At 67.7% G+C, this 20,473-nt stretch carries 21 protein-coding genes; 14 read left to right on the top strand and 7 right to left on the bottom strand.

Annotated elements, in window-relative coordinates; all coding sequences use genetic code 11:
* Positions 1-29: 29 nt before the first annotated feature.
* From ugpQ to hemA, 6 genes are all read right to left on the bottom strand, one after another.
* Positions 30-797 (bottom strand): glycerophosphodiester phosphodiesterase, encoded by a 768-nt coding sequence (gene ugpQ / locus C6P64_RS06665; RefSeq protein WP_105747813.1) that lies wholly within the window; start codon positions 795-797, stop codon positions 30-32.
* Entirely contained in the window at positions 794-1,801 is a 1,008-nt protein-coding gene (gene ugpC / locus C6P64_RS06660; RefSeq protein ID WP_105747812.1) for a sn-glycerol-3-phosphate ABC transporter ATP-binding protein UgpC, read from the bottom strand. The genes ugpQ and ugpC overlap by 4 nt, the downstream gene beginning before the upstream one ends.
* Positions 1,802-1,814: 13 nt before the next feature.
* Positions 1,815-2,666, bottom strand: a complete 852-nt coding sequence (gene ugpE, locus C6P64_RS06655) for a sn-glycerol-3-phosphate ABC transporter permease UgpE (protein WP_105747811.1) — start codon at positions 2,664-2,666, stop codon at positions 1,815-1,817.
* A 1-nt stretch (position 2,667) separates the two neighbouring features.
* The gene (gene ugpA, locus C6P64_RS06650) at positions 2,668-3,555 is read right to left on the bottom strand and encodes a sn-glycerol-3-phosphate ABC transporter permease UgpA (RefSeq protein WP_105747810.1); all 888 of its coding nucleotides are present in this window, start codon (positions 3,553-3,555) and stop codon (positions 2,668-2,670) included.
* Positions 3,556-3,614: 59 nt separating this feature from the next.
* Complete coding sequence (gene ugpB, locus C6P64_RS06645; RefSeq protein WP_105747809.1) at positions 3,615-4,931, bottom strand: sn-glycerol-3-phosphate ABC transporter substrate-binding protein UgpB; 1,317 nt, start codon at positions 4,929-4,931, stop codon at positions 3,615-3,617.
* Positions 4,932-5,058: 127 nt separating this feature from the next.
* A complete protein-coding gene (gene hemA / locus C6P64_RS06640; protein ID WP_105747808.1) occupies positions 5,059-6,345 on the bottom strand; it encodes a glutamyl-tRNA reductase in 1,287 nt (428 codons plus the stop codon).
* A 42-nt stretch (positions 6,346-6,387) separates the two neighbouring features.
* Between hemA and C6P64_RS06635 the strand changes: the two genes are divergently transcribed.
* From C6P64_RS06635 to C6P64_RS06570, 14 genes are all read left to right on the top strand, one after another.
* Positions 6,388-6,735, top strand: a complete 348-nt coding sequence (locus C6P64_RS06635) for a hypothetical protein (RefSeq protein ID WP_245911649.1) — start codon at positions 6,388-6,390, stop codon at positions 6,733-6,735.
* A 157-nt stretch (positions 6,736-6,892) separates the two neighbouring features.
* Entirely contained in the window at positions 6,893-10,804 is a 3,912-nt protein-coding gene (locus C6P64_RS06630; RefSeq protein WP_105747807.1) for a DUF3683 domain-containing protein, read from the top strand.
* The gene (locus C6P64_RS06625) at positions 10,804-11,256 is read left to right on the top strand and encodes an HIT family protein (protein ID WP_105747806.1); all 453 of its coding nucleotides are present in this window, start codon (positions 10,804-10,806) and stop codon (positions 11,254-11,256) included. The genes C6P64_RS06630 and C6P64_RS06625 overlap by 1 nt, the downstream gene beginning before the upstream one ends.
* Positions 11,257-11,347: 91 nt before the next feature.
* Positions 11,348-11,764: a gamma-butyrobetaine hydroxylase family protein gene (locus C6P64_RS06620; protein WP_105747805.1), complete on the top strand. Its 417-nt coding sequence runs from the start codon at positions 11,348-11,350 to the stop codon at positions 11,762-11,764.
* Positions 11,765-11,805: 41 nt separating this feature from the next.
* Positions 11,806-12,537 (top strand): bifunctional demethylmenaquinone methyltransferase/2-methoxy-6-polyprenyl-1,4-benzoquinol methylase UbiE, encoded by a 732-nt coding sequence (ubiE, locus tag C6P64_RS06615; RefSeq protein ID WP_105747804.1) that lies wholly within the window; start codon positions 11,806-11,808, stop codon positions 12,535-12,537.
* Positions 12,538-12,578: 41 nt separating this feature from the next.
* On the top strand, positions 12,579-13,223 hold the full coding sequence (locus C6P64_RS06610) for a Tim44 domain-containing protein (protein ID WP_105747803.1): 645 nt from the start codon (positions 12,579-12,581) through the stop codon (positions 13,221-13,223).
* A 35-nt stretch (positions 13,224-13,258) separates the two neighbouring features.
* Complete coding sequence (locus tag C6P64_RS06605; protein WP_245911648.1) at positions 13,259-13,807, top strand: ubiquinone biosynthesis accessory factor UbiJ; 549 nt, start codon at positions 13,259-13,261, stop codon at positions 13,805-13,807.
* A complete protein-coding gene (gene ubiB / locus C6P64_RS06600) occupies positions 13,804-15,357 on the top strand; it encodes a ubiquinone biosynthesis regulatory protein kinase UbiB (protein WP_105747802.1) in 1,554 nt (517 codons plus the stop codon). Before C6P64_RS06605 ends, ubiB begins: the two co-directional genes overlap by 4 nt.
* A gap of 65 nt (positions 15,358-15,422) precedes the next feature.
* Positions 15,423-15,725: an FmdB family zinc ribbon protein gene (locus C6P64_RS06595; protein WP_105747801.1), complete on the top strand. Its 303-nt coding sequence runs from the start codon at positions 15,423-15,425 to the stop codon at positions 15,723-15,725.
* Positions 15,726-15,740: 15 nt separating this feature from the next.
* The gene (locus C6P64_RS06590; RefSeq protein ID WP_105747800.1) at positions 15,741-16,385 is read left to right on the top strand and encodes a DUF502 domain-containing protein; all 645 of its coding nucleotides are present in this window, start codon (positions 15,741-15,743) and stop codon (positions 16,383-16,385) included.
* 34 nt (positions 16,386-16,419) lie between these two features.
* Entirely contained in the window at positions 16,420-18,213 is a 1,794-nt protein-coding gene (gene aspS, locus C6P64_RS06585; RefSeq protein WP_105747799.1) for an aspartate--tRNA ligase, read from the top strand.
* 40 nt (positions 18,214-18,253) lie between these two features.
* Positions 18,254-18,571: an ElaB/YgaM/YqjD family protein gene (locus tag C6P64_RS06580; RefSeq protein ID WP_105747798.1), complete on the top strand. Its 318-nt coding sequence runs from the start codon at positions 18,254-18,256 to the stop codon at positions 18,569-18,571.
* A 22-nt stretch (positions 18,572-18,593) separates the two neighbouring features.
* Positions 18,594-18,992 (top strand): phage holin family protein, encoded by a 399-nt coding sequence (locus tag C6P64_RS06575; protein ID WP_105747797.1) that lies wholly within the window; start codon positions 18,594-18,596, stop codon positions 18,990-18,992.
* Between the two features lie 4 nt (positions 18,993-18,996).
* On the top strand, positions 18,997-19,317 hold the full coding sequence (locus C6P64_RS06570; protein WP_105747796.1) for a YqjK family protein: 321 nt from the start codon (positions 18,997-18,999) through the stop codon (positions 19,315-19,317).
* Positions 19,318-19,365: 48 nt separating this feature from the next.
* On the opposite strand, the gene C6P64_RS06565 is transcribed toward C6P64_RS06570, so the two are convergent.
* Entirely contained in the window at positions 19,366-20,460 is a 1,095-nt protein-coding gene (locus tag C6P64_RS06565; RefSeq protein ID WP_281257948.1) for an ABC transporter substrate-binding protein, read from the bottom strand.
* Positions 20,461-20,473 lie beyond the last annotated feature (13 nt).

Raw genomic sequence — 20,473 nt, 5'->3', positions numbered from 1 at the left:
TGGCTGGTGGCCTGCTGCCGGCTTGCGCCTCAGGGACCGAGCTGGTCGACCCGGTCGGTGATGACGCAGTCCAGCCCCCAGTCCAGCAGCTGCTGTGCCCGCTCGGCCTGGTTGACGGTATAGGCCAGCGCCCGCCAGCCCTGTTCGTGGGCCTGGGCGATGCGCTCCTGGGTCCAGAGCGGGTGATGGCAGACCAGCGCGGTGCAGCCGAGCGCCTGCGCCGCCTCCTGCCAGCCATCCCAGAACTCGTGCAGCAGCAGGCCGCGCGGCAGGGCCGGTGCCGCCGCCTGGGCTGCCGCCAGCGCCGCGACCTGGAACGAGGTCAGCAGCGGCGGCAGCGGGGTCGGCTGCTCCGGCTGGCTGGCGGCCTGCTCGGCCCACCAGCGCGCGGCCTGCTCGGCGACCAGCCGGCCGGTCAGGCTTTCCTGGCCCGGCGTGGGCTTGATCTCGATGTTGAGCGCATGACCCTGGCGCAGGCAGAAGCGGGCCAGGTCCTGCAGCGTCGGCAGCGGCTCGCCAGCGTAGGGGCCGGAATGCCAGCTGCCGGCATCGAGCCGGGCCAGCGCGGCCCAGGGCTGGTCGCCGGCCTGGCCCTGACCGTTGGTGGTCCGCTCCAGCGTCGCGTCGTGCAGCAGGAAGGCCACGCCGTCGGCGCTGAGCTTGGCATCGCATTCGAACATGCGGTAGCCATGCCGGGCGCCGAGCCGGAAGGCGGCCAGGGTGTTCTCGGGCGCCAGCTGGCCGGCGCCCCGGTGCGCGATCCAGCACGGGTAGGGCCAGGGGGTCATGGGCTTCATGGGAGACGGATGCCGGTCTGGGCGTCGAAACGGTGCAGGCGGTCGGCGCGCGGCCGGGCGCGCAGGCTGCCGCCGAGCGCGGGCGGGACCTGCTCTTCGGGCATGCGCAGGGTCAGGCTTTCGGTGCCGAGTCGGGTGTGGACCAGGCGCTCGGCGCCCAGCAGCTCGACCGACTCGACCTGCAAGGTCCAGCCGTCGTCGGCCAGGTCGACATGCTCGGGCCGGATGCCGAGGATGGCACCGGCTGCGACGCCTGGCGCCTGCTGCAGCAGGTTCATCGGCGGCGAGCCGATGAAGCTGGCGACGAAGGTGGTGGCCGGCCGGGCATAGACCTCCTCGGGCGTGCCGAACTGCTCCATCCGGCCCTTGTTCATGACGATCATGCGCTGGGCCAGGGTCATGGCCTCGACCTGGTCATGGGTGACGAACAGCGAGGTCACGCCGAGCTCGCGGTGCAGCTGCTGGATCTCGAGCCGGGTCTGGGCGCGCAGCTTGGCGTCCAGGTTGGACAGCGGTTCGTCGAACAGGAAGACCTGCGGCTGGCGCACGATGGCGCGGCCCATCGCCACCCGCTGGCGCTGGCCGCCCGAGAGCTGGCGCGGCTTGCGATCGAGCAGCGGCTCGAGCTCGAGGATGCGGGCGGCGCGCAAGACCCGGGACTCGATCTCGGTGCGCGCCAGCTTGGCGATCTTGAGCCCGTAGGCCATATTGTCGAACACGCTCATGTGCGGGTAGAGCGCATAGTTCTGGAACACCATCGCGATGTCGCGCTGCGCCGGCTCGAGCCGGTTGACCACGCGCGGGCCGATCAGGATCTCGCCGCCGCTGATTTCCTCCAGCCCGGCGACCATGCGCAGCAGGGTGGACTTGCCGCAACCCGAGGGGCCGACGATGACGACGAACTCGCCGTCGCCGATCTCGGCGTCGATGCCGTGGATGACCTGCAGCGACTGTCGGCCCTGCTGGTACTGCTTGATTACGTGCTTGAAGCTGAGGGATGCCATGCGGGAATCGGGTTTATTTCTCGCTGTCGACCAGGCCCTTGACGAACCATTTCTGCATCAGGATCACCACCGCCGCCGGCGGCAGCATGGCCAGCATGGCGGTGGCCATGACCAGGTTCCACTCGATGCGCGCATCGCCGCCCGAGATCATGCGCTTGATGCCCATCACGATCGGGTACATGCTCTCGTCGGTGCTGACCAGCAGCGGCCACAGGTACTGGTTCCAGCCGTAGATGAACTGGATCACGAACAAGGCCGCGATGCTGGTGCGCGACAGCGGCAGCAGGATGTCCCACAGGAAGCGCAGCGGCGAGGCGCCGTCGACCTTGGCCGCCTCGACCAGCTCGTCGGGCACGGTCAGGAAGAACTGCCGGAACAGGAAGGTGGCGGTGGCCGAGGCGATCAGCGGCACCGTCAGGCCGGCATAGCTGTTGATCAGGCCGAAATCGGCGATCACCTGGTAGGTCGGCACGATGCGCACCTCGACCGGCAGCATCAGCGTGACGAAGATGGCCCAGAAACAGAGCAGGCGCAAGCGGAAGCGGAAATACACGATCGCGAACGCGCTCAGGAGCGAGATCACGATCTTGCCGACCGAGATCAGCAGCGCCATGACCAGGCTGACCGACAGCATCCGGGCCACCGGCAGCTGGGCCGCGAACCCGCTGCCGTCGCCGCCCAGGATGGCGCGGTAGTTGGCCCAGCCCTGGTCGCCCGGCCAGATCGGCAGCGGCGACTGCGCCAGCGTCTGCGCCGTATGGGTCGACGCCACCAGCGCGATGTAGAGCGGGAACACGATCAGGCACAGGCCTATCCACAGCACCCCGTGCGACAGCCAGTCGAGCAGGCGGTTGCGTTCGATCATCTCAGTAGTTGACCTTGCGTTCGATATAGCGGAACTGGAACACCGTCAGCGCGACCACGATCAGCATCAGCACCACCGACTGGGCCGCCGAGCCGCCCAGGTCCATCGCCTTGAAACCGTCGAAATAGACCTTGTAGACCAGGATCGCGGTGTCCTTGCCGGGACCGCCCTGGGTGGTCGCATCGACGATGCCGAAGGTGTCGAAGAAGGCGTAGACCGTGTTGACCACCAGCAGGAAGAAGGTGGTCGGCGACAGCAGCGGGAACTGGATGTTCCAGAAGCGGCGCCAGACCCCGGCGCCGTCGATCGCGGCGGCCTCGATCAGCGACTTCGGGATGCTCTGCAAGCCGGCCAGGAAGAACAGGAAGTTGTAGGCGATCTGCTTCCAGACCGCCGCGATCACGATCAGCGCCATCGCGTGCTGGCTGTCGAGCAGCGAGTTCCAGGCGATGCCGATCGACTGCAGCGCCTGCGCCGCCAGTCCGACCGAGGGCGAGAACAGGAACAGCCACAGCACGCCCGCCACCGCCGGCGCCACCGCGTAGGGCAGGATCAGCAGGGTGCGGTAGAACCAGGCACCCTGGCGCACCCGGTCGGCAAAGAAGGCCAGCAACAGCGAGATGACTATGCCCAGCAGCGCGACCAGGGCCGAGAACAGGGCCGTGGTCTGGAACGAGGCCAGGTAGGTCGGGTCCGCCCACAGGGCCCGGAAGTTGTCCAGCCCGACCCATTCGGTCGAGATGCCGAAGGCGTCCGACTGCTGGACCGACTGCAGCAGGGCCTGCCCGGCCGGCCAGAAGAAGAAGGCCAGGATGATCAGCCCCTGCGGGGCGATCAGCAGCCAGGGCAGGTAGCCCGAGGCAAACACGACTCTCTTGTCACTGCTCAAGATGCATCGACCCCGCCTAGGCGGGGCCGTCCTTCAGGTCGATGAGGAAGAAGTCCGGATCAGGACTTGTTGGCCTTCTCGAATTTCACCAGCAGCTCGTTGCCGCGCTGGACGATGCTGTCGAGCGCTGCCTTGGCCGACTTCTTGCCGGCCCAGACCTGCTCGAGTTCCTCGTCCTCGATGGTGCGGATCTGCACATAGTTGCCCAGGCGGATGCCGCGCGACTTCTCGGTCGTCTTGCGGATCATCTGGTTGACCGAGACATCGGTGCCCGGGTTCTGCTGGTAGAAGCCCGACTGCTCGGTCAGCCTGAAGGCGGCCATGGTGACCGGCAGGTAGCCGGTGCGCTTGTGGTTGGCGGCCTGGACGGCCGGGTCGGACAGGTAGTTGAAGAAGGACGCGATGCCCTTGTACTCGGCCGGCTTCTTGCCCGACATCACCCACAGGCTGGCGCCGCCGATCACGGTGTTCTGCGGTGCGTTGGGCACGTCCGGGTAGTAGGGCAGGGTGCCGACGGCGAACTTAAACTTGGCGTTCTTGCTCACGCCCGCGTAGGCGGCCGAGGAGTTGATGCTGATCGCGCATTCGCCCGACTCGAACGGGGCGCCGGCCGCGCTGCCGCGGCCCTTGTAGACGAACAGGCCCTGCTTGGCCATGTTGCCGAGGTTTTCGATATGGCGCACATGCAGCGGCGAGTTGACGACCAGGCGCGCATTGAGGCCCTTCATGCCGTTGCCCTGGGTCGCGAGCTCGGTGTCGTGCCAGGTCGAGAAGCTCTCGAGCTGGGTCCAGCCCTGCCAGGCGGTCGTGAACGGGCACTGGTGGCCGCTGGCCTTGAGCTTGGCGGCGGCCAGCGTGACTTCCGGCCAGGTGCGCGGCAGCTTGTCGGTCGGCAGCCCGGCGGCCTTGAAGGCATCGAGGTTGACCCACATCACGGTGGTCGAGCTGTTGAACGGGAAGGACATCATCTGACCGCTGGGCGCGGTGTAGTAGCCCGCCACCGCCGGCACATAGGCCTTGGGGTCGAACTTGTAGCCGGCCTCGCGCATGACCTGCTCGACCGGCACCACCACGCCCTTGGATGCCATCATGGTCGCGGTGCCGACCTCGAACACCTGCAGGATATGGGGCGCATTGCCGGCACGGAAGGCGGCGACGGCCGCAGTCATCGACTCGTCGTAGCTGCCCTTGAAGACCGGAACGATCTTGTAGTCGCGCTGCTTGCTGTTGTAGTCCTTGGCGATGTCGCCGACCCAGTCGCCCAGCGCGCCCGACATCGAGTGCCACCACTGGATTTCAGTCTGCGCCTGCGCACCGGATGCAAAGGCCAGCGCCAGTGCCAGCGCGATCGGACCACGCAACGATTGAAGCTTCATCCCGGACTCCTGCTGAAAAATGAATTTTCGGCAGCATAGTCGTCAGATATGTCAGCCTTGTGGCAAGGATCTGTGCTGGCGGACTGGGCGGCGACCGGCTGGCGCGCCCTGCCGCGCGCGGGCTGGTTCAGCCGGCGTTGCGCTTGTTCTGGCCGCGCAGGAACAGCCGCTCGACCGTCTGCGCGGTGGCCTGGCGCGTGGCGGCGTCGCCGGTGTGCAGCTCGGCCAGGGCGCCGTGCAGCATCTTCTGCGTCAGGCCGCGCGCCAGTGCCTCGAGCACGCTGTCCACGTCGTCGCCGCGCGCCAGCAGCTTGCGCGCCCGCGCCAGTTCGGCCGCGCGCCATTCGTCGGTCTGCGCGTGCAGGTCGCGGATCAGCTCGACCACGCCGCCGCGCGGATCGCGCTGCCCGATCCAGTGCATGAAGCTCTGCACGCCGGCATCGATGATGATCTCGGCCTCGGCGACGGCGGCCTGGCGGTTTTCCTTGCCGCTCTGCACCACCGCGGCGAGGTCATCGACGGTGTAGAGGTAGACATCGGACAGCTGCTGGACCTCGACCTCGATGTCGCGCGGCACTGCGAGGTCGACCATGAAGATCGGCCGGTGGCGGCGCTTCTTGAGTGCGCGCTCGACCGCGCCCAGGCCGATCAGCGGCAGGGTCGACGCGGTGCAGCTGATGACGGCGTCGAACTCATGCAGGCGCTCGGGCAGGTCGGACAGGCGCAGCACCTCGGCGCCGAAGCGGCTCGCGAGCTTCTCGCCGCGCTCGAGCGTGCGGTTGGCGATCGCCATGCCCTTGGGCGCCTTGGCGGCGAAATGGGTCGCTGCCAGCTCGATCATCTCGCCGGCGCCGACGAACAGCACCTTGATGTCCTTCAGGTCCTCGAACAGCTGGCCGGCCAGCCGCACCGCGGCCGCGGTCATGCTGATCGAGTGCGCGCCGATCTCGGTATGGCTGCGCACCTGCTTGGCGACTGCGAAGCTGCGCTGGAACATCTGGTGCAGCGTGCTGCCGAGCGCACCGGCCTCGTCGGCGGCGCGCACCGCGTGCTTGAGCTGGCCCAGGATCTGCGCCTCGCCGAGCACCATGCTGTCGAGCCCGCTGGCGACGCGGAAGGCGTGGCGCGCCGCCTCGTCGCCCTTGAGCACATAGGCATGGTCGAGCAGCTCCTGCGGGCTCACGCCGCCAGTGCTGGCCAGCCATTGCACGGTCGAGTCGAGCTCGAGCTCGTCGGCCGCGCAGTAGATCTCGGTGCGGTTGCAGGTCGACAGCAGCGCGGCCTCGGGCTGGCGCGCCAGCGAGGCCCGGAAGCGCTGCAGGGTTTCCGGCAGCTGGTCGAGCGCGAACGCGAACCGCCCGCGCAAGTCGAGCGGAGCGGTGTGGTGATTGATTCCTAGCGCCCAGACAGCCATATGTGGGCACATTATAAAATTTTCATCTTTGATTGTTTCCGCATGTCCTTGAACGATAGCCATTCGCTCATCCTGGCGCTCTGGGGCTGGCTGCTGCACCTGGGCAATTTCGCTCTGCCGGCGCTCGGCCTCGCGACCCTGCTGGCGCCGGCCGTGGCCGGCTGGCGTGGCCTGACGCCGCAGCGGCTCTGGCAAGCCTGGTGGCCGCTCGCGGGCGCCGGCCTGCTGGTGCTCGTCGCCGGGCTGGTCGGCCTGGGTCGCGACGGGCGCATGGCGACCTATGCCGCCCTGGTCCTGGTGGCCGCCAGTCTGGCTTGCTGGCTGCAGGGCCGCATGGCCGCGCGTCCGCCCGAGCGCATGGTCATCGCGCGCGCGCCGCGGCGGCGCTGACTGGCGCCGGGCGCTTCCCCGCTCGCGGGCGGCAAGCCGCCAGTCCAGGCTAGCCGTATCCACGTTCGCGATATTGCCTTGCCGCCTGCCTCGCCCGCCGCCAGCGGGGCTGCGGTAACATCGTCCCCCCCGCACCACGGCGAAATTTGCTCCGGATATGAACGCACCCACCCCGATCCAGCACCTGCTCGACGCCGCCGGCGATACCCCCCGCCTGCGCGAGATTCCCTACAACTACACCTCGTTTTCGGATCGGGAAATCGTCGTTCGCCTGCTCGGCTCCCGCGCCTGGGAGGTGCTGAACCAGCTGCGCCAGGAGCGCCACACCGGCCGCTCGGCGCGCATGCTGTATGAAGTGCTGGGCGACATCTGGGTGGTGCAGCGCAACCCCTATCTGCAGGACGACCTGCTCGACAACCCCAAGCGCCGCCAGGCCCTGGTCGATGCGATGAACCACCGCCTGGGCGAGGTCGAGAAGCGCCGCCGCCCGCAGGAAGACGGCGAGCGCGACGCGCTGGTCGGCGAGCTGCTGGCTGCCGCCAGCCAGGCCGTGCGCGAGTTCGCCGCCGCCTTCGACCAGGTGGGCGCGCTGCGCCAGCAGGCCGCCAAGGTGCTGCGCCGCCACACGGGCAAGGACAACATCAAGTTCGACGGCCTGAGCCGCGTCAGCCATGTGACCGACGCGACCGACTGGCGGGTCGAGTACCCCTTCGTCGTGCTGACGCCCGACACCGAGGCCGAGATGGCCGGCCTGGTCAAGGCCTGCATCGAGCTCGGCCTGACCATCGTGCCGCGTGGTGGCGGCACCGGCTACACCGGCGGCGCGATCCCGCTGACCTGGAAGAGCGCGGTCATCAACACCGAGAAGCTGCTCGGCATGACCGAGGTCGAGCTGATCGACCTGCCTGGCGTCAACCACAAGGTGCCCACCCTCTGGACCGAGGCCGGCGTCGTGACCCAGCGCGTGGCCGATGCGGCCGAGCGCGCCGGCTTCGTGTTCGCGGTCGATCCGACCAGCGCCGAGGCGTCCTGCGTCGGCGGCAACATCGCGATGAACGCTGGCGGCAAGAAGGCCGTGCTGTGGGGCACCGCGCTCGACAACCTGGCGAGCTGGCGCATGGTCACCCCCGACGCGCAATGGCTCGAGGTGGTGCGGGTCGACCACAACCTGGGCAAGATCCACGACGCCGAGATCGCCAGCTTCGAGCTGCACTACTTCGAGGCCGACGGCAAGACGCCGATCCGCACCGAGCGGCTCGACATCCCGGGCAAGACCTTCCGTAAGGAAGGCCTGGGCAAGGACGTGACCGACAAGTTCCTCGCCGGCCTGCCTGGCGTGCAGAAGGAGGGCTGCGATGGCCTGATCACCAGCGCGCGCTGGGTGCTGCATCGCATGCCCGAGCACACCCGCACCGTCTGCCTCGAGTTCTTCGGCAACCCGAAGGACGGCGTGCCCAGCATCGTCGAGATCAAGGACTTCATGTTCGCCGAGCAGAAGCGCAGTGGCACGCTGCTGGCCGGCCTCGAGCACCTCGACGACCGCTACCTGCGGGCGGTCGGCTACTCGACCAAGAGCAAGCGCGGCGGCTTCCCCAAGATGGTGCTGATCGGCGACATCGTCGGTGACGATCCGGACGCGGTCGCGCGCGCCGCCAGCGAGGTGGTGCGGCTGGCCAACGGTCGCGCCGGCGAGGGCTTCACGGCCGTCAGCGCCGATGCGCGCAAGCAGTTCTGGGCCGACCGCAAGAAGACCGCCGCCATCAGCCGCCACACCAACGCCTTCAAGGTCAACGAGGACGTGGTGATCCCGCTGCCGCGCATGGGCGAGTACACGCTGGGCATCGAGCGCATCAACATCGAACTGAGCCTGCGCAACAAGATCAAGCTGGCCAACGAGCTGGAGGCCTTCTTCCAGTGCGGCAAGCTGCCGCTGGGCAAGGCCGACGAGGCCGCCGACATGCCGAGCGCCGAGACGCTGCAGGAGCATGGCGAGCGCGCGCTGGCCGTGATTCGCAACGTGCGCGCCCAGTGGCAGCAGTGGATGGACGGCCTCGATACCGTGCAGGCCGACAGCGGCCGCAGCTTCTTCGACCAGCTGCAGGACTATTCCCTGCGCGCGAGCTGGAAGACCCAGATCCGCGAGGCGCTGCGCGCCATCTTCACCGGCTCGGTGTTCGCGCCGGTGCTCGAGGAGTGCAAGGCGATCCACAAGCGCGTGCTCAAGGGCCGGGTCTGGGTCGCGCTGCACATGCATGCCGGCGACGGCAACGTGCACACCAACATCCCGGTCAACAGCGACGACTACGAGATGCTGCAGACCGCGCACGAGGCGGTCGACCGCATCATGGTGCTGGCGCGCAGCCTCGACGGCGTGATCTCGGGCGAGCATGGCATCGGCATCACCAAGCTCGAATACCTGAGCGACGCAGAGCTCGCGCCGTTTGCCGGCTACAAGCAGCGCGTCGACCCCGAGGGCCGCTTCAACAAGGGCAAGCTGCTGCGCGGCGGCCAGCTGTTCGACGCCGCCGACATGCGCCGCGCCGACCTCAGCATGGCCTACACGCCGAGCTTCGGCCTGATGGGCTACGAGTCGCTGATCATGCAGCAGAGCGACATCGGCGCCATCGCCGACTCGGTCAAGAACTGCCTGCGCTGCGGCAAGTGCAAGCCGGTCTGCTCGACCCATGTGCCGCGCTCCAACCTGCTGTACTCGCCGCGCAACAAGATCCTGGCCACCAGCTTGCTGGTCGAGGCCTTCCTCTACGAGGAGCAGACCCGGCGCGGCATCAGCCTCAAGCACTGGGAGGAGTTCGAGGACGTCGCCGACCACTGCACGGTCTGCCACAAGTGCCTGTCGCCTTGCCCGGTCAAGATCGACTTCGGCGATGTCTCGATGAACATGCGCAACCTGCTGCGCAAGATGGACAAGAAGAGCTTCCGTCCCGGCAACGCCGCCGCGATGTTCATGCTCAACGCGACCAACCCCGAGACCATCAAGCTCGCGCGCAGCGCCATGGTCGGCGTCGGCTTCAAGGCCCAGCGCCTGGCCAACACCGTGCTGCACGGCCTGGCCAAGAAGCAGACCAGCGCGCCGCCGGCCTCGGTCGGTCCGGCCACGGTCAAGGAGCAGGTGATCCACTTCATCAACAAGAAGCTGCCGGGCGGCCTGCCGACCAAGACCGCGCGCGCGCTGCTCGACATCGAGAACAAGGACTACGTCCCGATCATCCGCAACCCGCAGGGCACCAGCAGCGACAGCGAGGCGGTGTTCTACTTCCCGGGTTGCGGCTCCGAGCGCCTGTTCAGCCAGGTCGGCCTCGCGACCCAGGCCATGCTCTGGCATGCCGGCGTGCAGACCGTGCTGCCGCCGGGCTATCTGTGCTGCGGCTATCCGCAGCGCGGCTCGGGCCAGTTCGAGAAGGCCGAGCAGATGATCACCGACAACCGGGTGCTGTTCCACCGCGTCGCCAACACGCTCAACTACCTCGACATCAAGACCGTGGTCGTCTCCTGCGGCACCTGCTACGACCAGCTGTCGGGCTACCAGTTCGACAAGATCTTCCCGGGCTGCCGCATCATCGACATCCACGAGTATCTGCTCGAGAAGGGCATCACGCTCGATGCCAAGGGCGCCTACCTGTTCCACGATCCCTGCCACAGCCCGATGAAGCTGCAGGCACCGATCAAGACCGTCAAGGCCCTGGTCGGCGACACCGTGGTACAGAGCGACCGCTGCTGCGGCGAGTCCGGCACGCTGGGCGTGACCCGGCCCGACATCTCGACCCAGGTCCGCTTCCGCAAGGAAGAGGAGCTCAACAAGAACGCGCAGGAACTGGCCGCGCTGGCCGAGAAGAACGGGGCCGCGCTGCAGCCGGGCAAGACCAAGATCCTGACCAGCTGCCCGAGCTGCTTCCAGGGCCTGAGCCGCTATGGCGAAGACCTGCAGAACGGCCTGCTCGAAGCCGACTATGTCGTGGTCGAGATGGCGCGCCATATCCTGGGCGAGAACTGGCTGCCCGACTATGTCGCCAAGGCCAACGCCGGCGGCATCGAGCGCGTGCTGGTCTGATGGCTGCCAGCCCTGAGCCCGGCTGCCCGCTCTGCCGCGAGGACGGCGGGCTGCTGATCGCGCGGCACGACAGGTTCCGCCTCATCCGCGCCACCGGCCCGGATGCGGCGGATTGTCCCGGCTTCTACCGCGTGGTCTGGAACGACCATGTGGCCGAGTTCTCGGACCTGGCCGAGGCCGACCAGCTGCTCTGCCTGCGCGCCGTCAGCATGGTCGAGCGCGTGCTGCGCGAGCAGCTGGCGCCGACCAAGGTCAACCTGGCGGCGCTCGGCAACATGGTGCCGCACCTGCACTGGCATGTGATCGCGCGCTTCGACTGGGACAGCCGCTGGCCGGCGCCGGTCTGGGCCGGGCCGCAGCGCGAAGCCGATCCGCAGCGCCTGCAAGCGCTGCGTGCGCGCTTGGCCGGCTGCGACGCCGCGATCGCCGCCGCGGCGGCCCGGCTGGCCTGAGCCGGTCCGGGCGGCATGCCGCCCGCTTCCGATCCGCCTGCCGCGCGCGTTACGATAGCGTTTTGACCTCACTAGCCTTCTGCGAGACAACATGGCTGGCCTGAACCCCGACACCCCCCATCCCGTCGAGCTGACGCTGCACGCCAAGTCGCGCCTGCTCGAGATCGCCTTCGACGACGGCGCGCGCTTTCGCCTGCCGTTCGAGCTGCTGCGCGTGCTCTCGCCCTCGGCCGAGGTCCAGGGCCATGGCCCGGGCCAGGAGACGCTGCAGACCGGCAAGCGCGAGGTCGACATCACTGCGCTCGAGCCGGTCGGCCACTATGCGATCAAGCCGACCTTCTCGGACGGCCATGACTCCGGCCTCTACAGCTGGGACTACCTGTACCGGCTCGGCCTCGAGCAGGAGCAGCGCTGGACCGACTACCTGGCCCGCCTGCAGGCCGCCGGCCTCGACCGCGATGCACCGATGGCCGCAAAGGCCGGATCGGCCTGCGGCCACTCCCATTGAACCGCCGCAGCGACGGCAAGCAACAGGCAGGAACTGAAGCCATGAGCCAGACCCATTTCGGATTCAAGACCGTCGACGAGCAGGACAAGGCGCGCCATGTGCGCAGCGTGTTCGACTCGGTCGCCTCCAACTACGACATCATGAACGACCTGATGTCGGCCGGGCTGCACCGGGTCTGGAAGGCCTACACGATCCAGGTCGCCAATCCGCGCCCGGGCGACCGGGTGCTCGACATCGCGGGCGGCACCGGCGATCTCGACCTGGCCTTCGCGCCCAAGGTCGCGCCCAATGGCCAGGTGGTGCACACCGACATCAACGAGGCCATGCTGCGCGAGGGCCGCAACCGCCTGCTCAACCACGGCCATGTGCTGCCGACCCTGGTCTGCGATGCCGAGAAGCTGCCGTTCCCGGACGGCCATTTCGACATCGTCACCGTCGCCTTCGGCCTGCGCAACATGACGCACAAGGACATCGCGTTGCGCGAGATGAACCGGGTGCTGCGTCCGGGCGGCAAGCTGCTGGTGCTGGAATTCTCCAAGGTCGCGGCGCCGCTCGAGAAGGCCTATGACTGGTATAGTTTTAACATCTTGCCCAAGCTCGGCAAGTGGATCGCCAAGGACGAGGACAGCTACCGCTACCTGGCCGAATCGATCCGCATGCACCCGGACCAGGAGACCTTGCGCGGCATGATGCGCGAGGCCGGCTTCGGCCATGTGGACGTGCACAATCTGACCGCCGGCATCGCGGCGCTGCACCTGGGCATCAAGTGTTGAATCGGCAGGCAAACGTCACCTGAAGACGGGAGAGGACTGAAATGGAATGGTGGTTAGCGATCCTGGGCTTGGTCCTGCTGGCTTGGCTGCTGAGCCGCTGGCTGGGTCGCCACAAGGGTGGGGCGCAGCAGCCCTTTGCGGATGCCGTCCCGCCCGATACCGTGCCGCCGCTGGCGGGCTACAGCGCGAAGAACGTCGGCAATGACGCCTCGGCCCGGCCCTGGGAGCAGCAGGTCGGCGGCTTCGATGCCAAGATCGAGCCGGTGCTGGGCGACGCCCCGGCCGTCTCGCAGCCGGGCGGGTCCGAGTCGCCAGCTTTTGATACGGCGGCCTTCCTCGAGGCCTCCAAGCGCCACTTCATCCAGCTGCAGGCGGCCTGGGACCGAGCCGACATCCCGGCGCTGCGCGCGATGATGACCGAGGAAATGCTGGCCCAGATCCAGTCCCAGCTGGCCGAGCATGAGCGCCAGCCCGCGGCCCACGGTTCCGAGGTGGTGATGCTAGATGCCCAGCTGCTCGGCATCGAGGAGCAGCCGGCCGGCTATCTGGCCAGCGTCGAGTTCTCGGGCCTGATCCGCGATGCGGCCGCTGCCGGTCCCAACCCCTTCCGCGAGGTCTGGAGCATCATCCGACCCAAGGGCGGCGCCGAGGGCTGGCTGGTCGCCGGCGTTCAGGCCATGCAATAAAAGGGCGGGCTTTATCCGTCAAAATCGGGGGATCTATGAACAAGCCCCCACTCCCCTTGCCGCCGGTTGAGCTGCTGCAGCAGCTCGCCTCCAAGCTGCCGGTACCGCCGGCCTGGCTGCGCGCCGAACTGCACAACCGCCTCGTGCTGCTGCTCAACCATGTGCTGCAGCAGGAGCCCCAGGCCATGGACCGGCTGCGGCGCCAGCAGGGCAAGCGGCTGCAGCTGAGCTGGGGCAGCATCGAGCTGGTACTGCAGCCGACCCCGGCCGGCCTGCTGGCGCTGTCCGAGCCCGGTGCGCCGTCCGACCTGCAGCTGCGCGTGGCCGAAGCCTCGCCGCTGGCGCTGGCGCAGCAGCTGCTGGCCGGCGCCAAGCCGCCGGTCGAGATCCAGGGCGACGTGCAGCTGGCGGCCGAGGTCGCCTGGCTGGTCGACAACCTGCGCTGGGATGTCGAGGAGGACCTGGCGCGCCTGCTGGGCGACCCGGTCGCGCACCAGCTGGCCGCCGCCGGCCGCACCCTGGTGCAGGGCCTGCGTGGCTTCCTGCTGCAGCTCGCCGAACGCCGCAGCAAGGCCGCGCCATGAGCCGCTACCTGCGCGGCTTCTTCATTGTCTGGGTCGTGCTGCGCTACGGCCTCGACGAGCTGCTGCTGTCCGGTTTTCCGAATCCGCTGCTGCGTGCCTTGCGCCGCGTCATCACGGTCGGGCGCAACCTGAAGGCGCCGCGCGGCCAGCGCCTGCGCGAGGCGCTCGAGTCGCTCGGGCCCATCTTCGTCAAGTTCGGCCAGGTGCTGTCGACCCGGCGCGACCTGATGCCGCCCGACATCGCCGAGGAGCTCGCGCGGCTGCAGGACCGGGTGCCGCCGTTCCCGAGCCAGGTCGCGGTCGCGACCATCGAGCGCGCCTTCGGCCAGCAGCTCGACCAGGTGTTCGCCAGCTTCGATCAGCAGCCGGTCGCCAGCGCCTCGATCGCCCAGGTGCACTTCGCCGTGCTGCACGATGGCCGCGAGGTCGCGGTCAAGGTGCTGCGTCCCGGCATGCTGCCGGTGATCGACAAGGACCTGGGCCTGATGCGCCTGATGGCCGGCTGGGTCGAGAAGCTGTCGGTCGATGGCAAGCGCCTGAAGCCGCGCGAGGTGGTGGCCGAATTCGACAAGTACCTGCACGACGAGCTCGACCTGGTGCGCGAGGCGTCGAATGCCGCCCAGCTGCGGCGCAACATGGCCGACCTCGAGCTGGTGCTGATCCCCGAGATGTACTGGGATTACTGCCGCACCGAGGTGCTGGTGATGGAGCGCATGAAGGGCGTGCCGATCAGCCAGGTCGCTCGCCTGCGCGAGGCCGGCGTCGACATCCCCAAGCTCGCGCGCGACGGCGTCACGATCTTCTTCACCCAGGTGTTCCGCGACGGCTTCTTCCATGCCGACATGCACCCGGGCAATATCCAGGTCAGCCTGGACCCGGCGAGCTTCGGGCGCTACATCTCGCTCGACTTCGGCATCGTCGGCACGCTGACCCAGGTCGACAAGGAATACCTGGCGCAGAACTTCACCGCCTTCTTCCGGCGCGACTACAAGCGCGTCGCCGAGCTGCATGTCGAGTCCGGCTGGGTGCCGTCTGATACCCGGGTCGACGAGCTCGAGGCCGGCATCCGCTCGGTCTGCGAACCCTATTTCGACCGTCCGCTCAAGGAGATCTCGCTTGGCATGGTGCTGATGCGGCTGTTCCAGATCTCGCGCCGCTTCAACGTCGAGATCCAGCCCCAGCTGGTGCTGCTGCAGAAGACCCTGCTCAACATCGAGGGCCTGGGCCGCGAGCTCGACCCCGAGCTCGACCTCTGGAGCACCGCCAAGCCCTTCCTCGAGAAGTGGATGATCGACCAGCTCGGCCCCAAGATGTTCTGGCAGCAGCTCAAGGCCGAAGCGCCGCAGTACGCCAAGCTGATCCCCGAGCTGCCGCGCCTGCTGCACGACTTCCTGCGCCAGCGCAAGGGCGACGAGGCGCGCGAACTCAGGGCCCTGCTGGCCGAGCAGCGCCGCACCAACCGCCTGCTGCAGGGGCTGATCTACGGCGGCCTGGGCTTCGTGCTCGGTCTGCTCGCGATGCAGTTGCTGGTGCGCGTGCGCCTCTGGTAAACGCGACTGCCACCCCCAATTTATAATCAAGGGTTTTTCATCCCTCCGACCCGAACGGTAACGCCATGCCCATCTACGCCTACAAGTGCGAGTCCTGCGGCCATGCCAAGGACGTCCTGCAAAAGATCTCCGCCGCACCCCTGACCGATTGCCCCGCCTGCGGTGCGGCGACCTTCAGCAAGCAGCTGACCGCAGCCGGATTCCAGCTCAAGGGTTCGGGCTGGTATGCGACCGATTTCCGCGGCAGCACCAGCGGTGCCGGCGGCACCAGCGCGCCGGCCAGCGTGCCGGCTGAATCGGCGGCCACGCCAGCCAGCGACAGCCCGGCACCCGCCGCTGGCTGTGGCGGCTCCTGTGCCTGCCACTGAAGCGAAGGCCCAGACATGTCCGCATTGCGCAAATGGCTGTTGTCCGGCCTGTTGACCCTGGTGCCGCTGGTCATCACCCTCTGGGTGCTCGACTGGGTGGTCTCGACGCTGGACCAGACGCTCAGGATCCTGCCCGAGCACTGGCAGCCGCAGCAGCTGTTCGGGGTGCATGTCCCGGGCCTGGGCGTGCTGTTTGCGCTGCTGATCGTGCTCACGATCGGCGCGCTGGCGTCCAACTTCATCGGCAACAAGCTGGTCAACTGGTGGCATGCGCTGCTGCACCGGATTCCGGTCGTGCGCTCGATCTATTCGGGCGTCAAGCAGGTCTCCGACACCCTGTTCTCCGAGAAGGGCAATGCCTTTCGCAAGGCGCTGCTGGTGCAGTGGCCGCGCGAGGGCATGTGGACCGTCGCCTTCCTGACCGGCGCGCCCGGCGGTGACGTCGCGCGCCACCTCAACGGCCAGGACTATGTCAGCGTCTTCGTGCCGACCGCGCCCAACCCGACCGGCGGCTACTTCGTGATGGTGCACAAGCGCGATTGCGTCGAGCTCACCATGAGCGTCGACGAGGCGCTGACCTACGTGATTTCGATGGGCGTGATCGTGCCCGGTGGCCCCAAGTCGCTGCAGCCGGCCGATGCGCCGGCCAGCCAGGCCTGAAGCCCCATCTCCCGACATTTCTAGAAAGCTGAATATGGCAATGCGTTCCGAATACTGCGGTCTGGTGACCGAGGCCCTGCTGGGTCAAACCGTGACCCTGTGCGGCTGGGTCAACCGCCGCCGCGACCATGGCGGCGTGATCTTCGTCGACCTGCGCGACCGCGAGGGCTATGTCCAGGTCGTCTGCGACCCGGACCGCCCCGAGATGTTCGCGATCGCCGAAGGCCTGCGCAACGAGTTCTGCATCCAGGTCAAGGGCCTGGTGCGCGCGCGCCCCGAGGGCACGGGCAACGACAGCCTCAAGAGCGGCCAGATCGAGGTGCTGTGCCACGAGATCGTGGTGCTCAACGCCTCGGTCACGCCGCCGTTCCAGATCGACGACGAGAACCTGTCCGAGACCACCCGCCTGACGCACCGCGTGCTCGACCTGCGTCGCCCCTACATGCAGAAGAACCTGATGCTGCGCTACAAGGTGGCGATGGAGGTGCGCAAGTTCCTGGACGCCAATGGCTTCATCGACATCGAGACGCCGATGCTGACCAAGTCCACGCCCGAAGGCGCGCGCGACTACCTGGTGCCCAGCCGCGTCCACGACGGCAACTTCTTCGCGCTGCCGCAATCGCCCCAGTTGTTCAAGCAGCTGCTGATGGTCGCGGGCTACGACCGCTACTACCAGATCACCAAGTGCTTCCGCGACGAGGACCTGCGCGCCGACCGCCAGCCGGAATTCACCCAGATCGATATCGAGACCAGCTTCCTGACCGAGGAAGACATCCGCTCGATGTTCCAGGGCATGATCAAGAGCGTGTTCCAGCACACCATGGGCGTCGACCTGGGCGAGTTCCCCTGCATGCCCTATGCCGAAGCGATGCACCGCTACGGCTCGGACAAGCCGGACCTGCGCGTCAAGCTCGAGTTCACCGAGCTGACCGACGTCATGGCCGATGTCGACTTCAAGGTCTTCAGCGCGCCGGCCCAGGACAAGAAGGGCCGCGTGGTCGCGCTGCGCGTGCCGGGCGGCGCCGAGATCAGCCGCAGCGAGATCGACGCCTACACCGACTTCGTCAAGATCTATGGCGCCAAGGGCCTGGCCTGGATCAAGGTCAACGATGTCGCCGCCGGCCGTGACGGCCTGCAGAGCCCGATCGTCAAGAACCTGCACGATGCCGCGATCAAGGCCATCCTCGAGCGCTCGGGCGCACAGAACGGCGACATCCTGTTCTTCGGTGCCGACAAGGCCAAGGTCGTCAACGACGCCATCGGCGCGCTGCGCCTGAAGATCGGCCACGGCGAGCTGGCCAAGAAGCAGGGCTTCTTCGAGGACCGCTGGGCGCCGCTGTGGGTGGTCGACTTCCCGATGTTCGAGTACGACGACGAGTCCCAGCGCTGGAACGCGGTCCACCATCCCTTCACCGCACCGAAGGATGGCCACGAGGACTACATGGACACCGATCCGGGCAAGTGCATCGCCAAGGCCTACGACATGGTGCTCAACGGCTGGGAGCTCGGCGGCGGCTCGATCCGCATCCACCGCGCCGACGTGCAGAGCAAGGTCTTCTCCGCGCTCAACATCTCGCCCGAGGATGCCCAGCTCAAGTTCGGCTTCCTGCTCGACGCGCTGCAGTACGGCGCGCCGCCGCATGGTGGCCTGGCCTTCGGCCTGGACCGCCTGATCACGCTGATGACCAAGGCCGAGTCGATCCGCGACGTGATCGCCTTCCCCAAGACCCAGCGTGCCCAGTGCCTGCTGACCCAGGCCCCGAGCCCGGTCGACGAGAAGCAGCTGCGCGAGCTGCACATCCGTTTGCGCAATGTGCAAGCGGCCTGATATAGTGAGTCACCTGTAGTCATTTTGACGGAGAAACACCATGAACGCACTCGATACCTCCATCGCCCCGAAGGAAAAACTGGTCGCTGACCTCAAGGTGGTCGTCTCCGACGCCGAAGAGCTGCTGGCTGCCACGGCCTCCCAGACCGGCGAGAAGATCGCCGAGCTGCGCGAGCGCATGCACACCAACCTGCGCCTGGCCCGCCTCAAGCTGGCCGACGCCGAGGCAGCGGTGCGCGAGTCGACCCGCCAGATGGCCAAGGCCACCGACCACTATGTGCACGAGAACCCCTGGAAGGCGATCGGCATCGCCGCTGGCGCCGGCCTGCTGGTCGGCATGCTGATCGGCCGCCGTTGATGTCCGTCCCGGCGTGCGCGTGATGGCTGAGCAGGACCGCCCGCACGCCGATCCGGCCCCCGAGCGCGTGACCCAGGCGCTGCGCGGCTGGCTGCAGGACGGGGTCGCCCTGCTGCGCGTGCGCCTCGAGCTGTTCGGGGTCGAGGCGCGCGAGCATGCGTTGGCCAGCGTCGAGCTGCTGCTCGCCGGACTTGCGGCGCTGCTCTTCCTCGGCCTGGGGCTGGGCTTCCTGGCCGTGCTGCTGACCGTGCTGCTCTGGGACAGCCATCGTCTGCTCGCACTGGCCATCTTCACCACCCTGTTCCTGACCCTGGGGCTGCTCGCCCTGTGGCTGCTGCGTCAGCGCTGGCAGGCGACCCAGCGCTGGTTCGACGCCAGCCTGCAGGAACTCGGGCGCGACGAGCAGCGTCTTTCGCGCTGAAGCCATGACGCCGCGCCAGCAGCTGCTCTGGATCCGTCGGCAGGAACTGCTGCAGCAGTCATCCGAGCTGCGCGACCGCCTGCAGCGCCATGCCGAAGGCCTGGCGCCCGTGCTGCGCGGTGCCGACCGTGCCTGGAGCGCCGGTCTCTGGCTGCGCGACCATCCGCTGGTCCCGGCCGCGGCCCTGCTGCTGCTGGCCTGGCGTCGTCCGCGCCGCTTGCTGCGCTGGGGCCGGCGCGGCTGGTCGGCCTGGCAGCTGCTGCAGCGCCTGCGTGCCGCCTGGACGGAGCGCGCCAGCGAACTGGGCGGCCTGTTCCGGCGCTGAAGCCGGGCAGGGCGCGAGCTGGCCAGTTCGCCCCCACCCAACTGCCTCTCAATCCTTCAGCCTGACGTAGCGTCCGTTCTGGATCGTCGTCATGAAGGCCTTGCGCCGTGTGTCGCCGTTGGCATCGAACACAATGGTCTGCTGCAGCCCCTGGAAGGGACCGCTGCGCAGCGCTGCCTGCTTGAGCGTTTCACCGCGCTGGCGGTTCTTGAGCGAGCTCAGCACCACGGTTGCCGCGTCATAGGCGGCCACCGTGCTGTAGCCCGGCTGGCGCTGGAAGCGCTTGTAGAAGGCTTCGGCAAAGTCGCGGTAGCGCTGCGACTGGTCGTCGCGGTCGTAGTTCTGCATGATCAGCAGGCCCTCGACCACCTCGCCCCCGAGTTCGATCAGCTGCTCGGTGGCGGCCCATTCGGCTGCCGCGATCGGCAGCTTGGGTGCCTGCTTGCGCGCCTGCTGGGCCAGCCGGGCCACGTCGAGCGCGCCCGAGATGAAGACCAGGCTGTCTGGCTTGCTGGCCAGCATCAGGCGCACCACTTCGGCAAAGTCGGTCTCATCCGACGAGGCATAGGGGATCTCGGCCGCCAGGGTATGGCCGGCGGCCTGTTCCGCCGTGCGGAACTCCTTGAGCCAGGACGTGGTGAAGTTGAGGTTGCGCGTGTCGTAGGCCACGGCCGTGCGCTGCAGGCCCTGGCTCAGCAGGGTCTTGGCGTAGTCCTCGGCATAGTCGCGCGTGGTCCGGTTGATGCGGAACAGGTTGTCGTCCTTGCCGTAGAAGTCCATCGAGGTGATGGTCGGGCTGATCTGGAAGACGCCGGCCTGTCCGGTGACCGGGACGATGACCTTGGCCATGCCGCTGGTGAAGGGGCCGATCACCGCCTCGGCCTTGGCCGCCACGAGCTCATGGCTGGATTGCTGCGCCTTCTCGGGGCTTTGCGCATCATCCTTGGCCAGCAGTTCGACCATCTGCCCGTTCAGGCCGCCCTGGCGATTGAATTGTTCCACCGCCAGGGTGACGCCATTGAGCCCGGCCTGGCCGTTGTCGGAGTTGCGATCCGTCAAGCCACCGATGAATCCGATCTTGATCGGTTCCTTGTTTGTGCAACCAGACAGTAGCACGCCTGCGACTGTTAATAATAAAATCATTGTTTTATTCATT

Source organism: Malikia granosa (genome assembly GCF_002980595.1).
GTDB lineage: Bacteria > Pseudomonadota > Gammaproteobacteria > Burkholderiales > Burkholderiaceae_C > Malikia > Malikia granosa.
The sequence above is the reverse complement of the archived record's forward strand: the minus strand, read 5'-3'. Positions and strand labels throughout refer to the sequence as shown.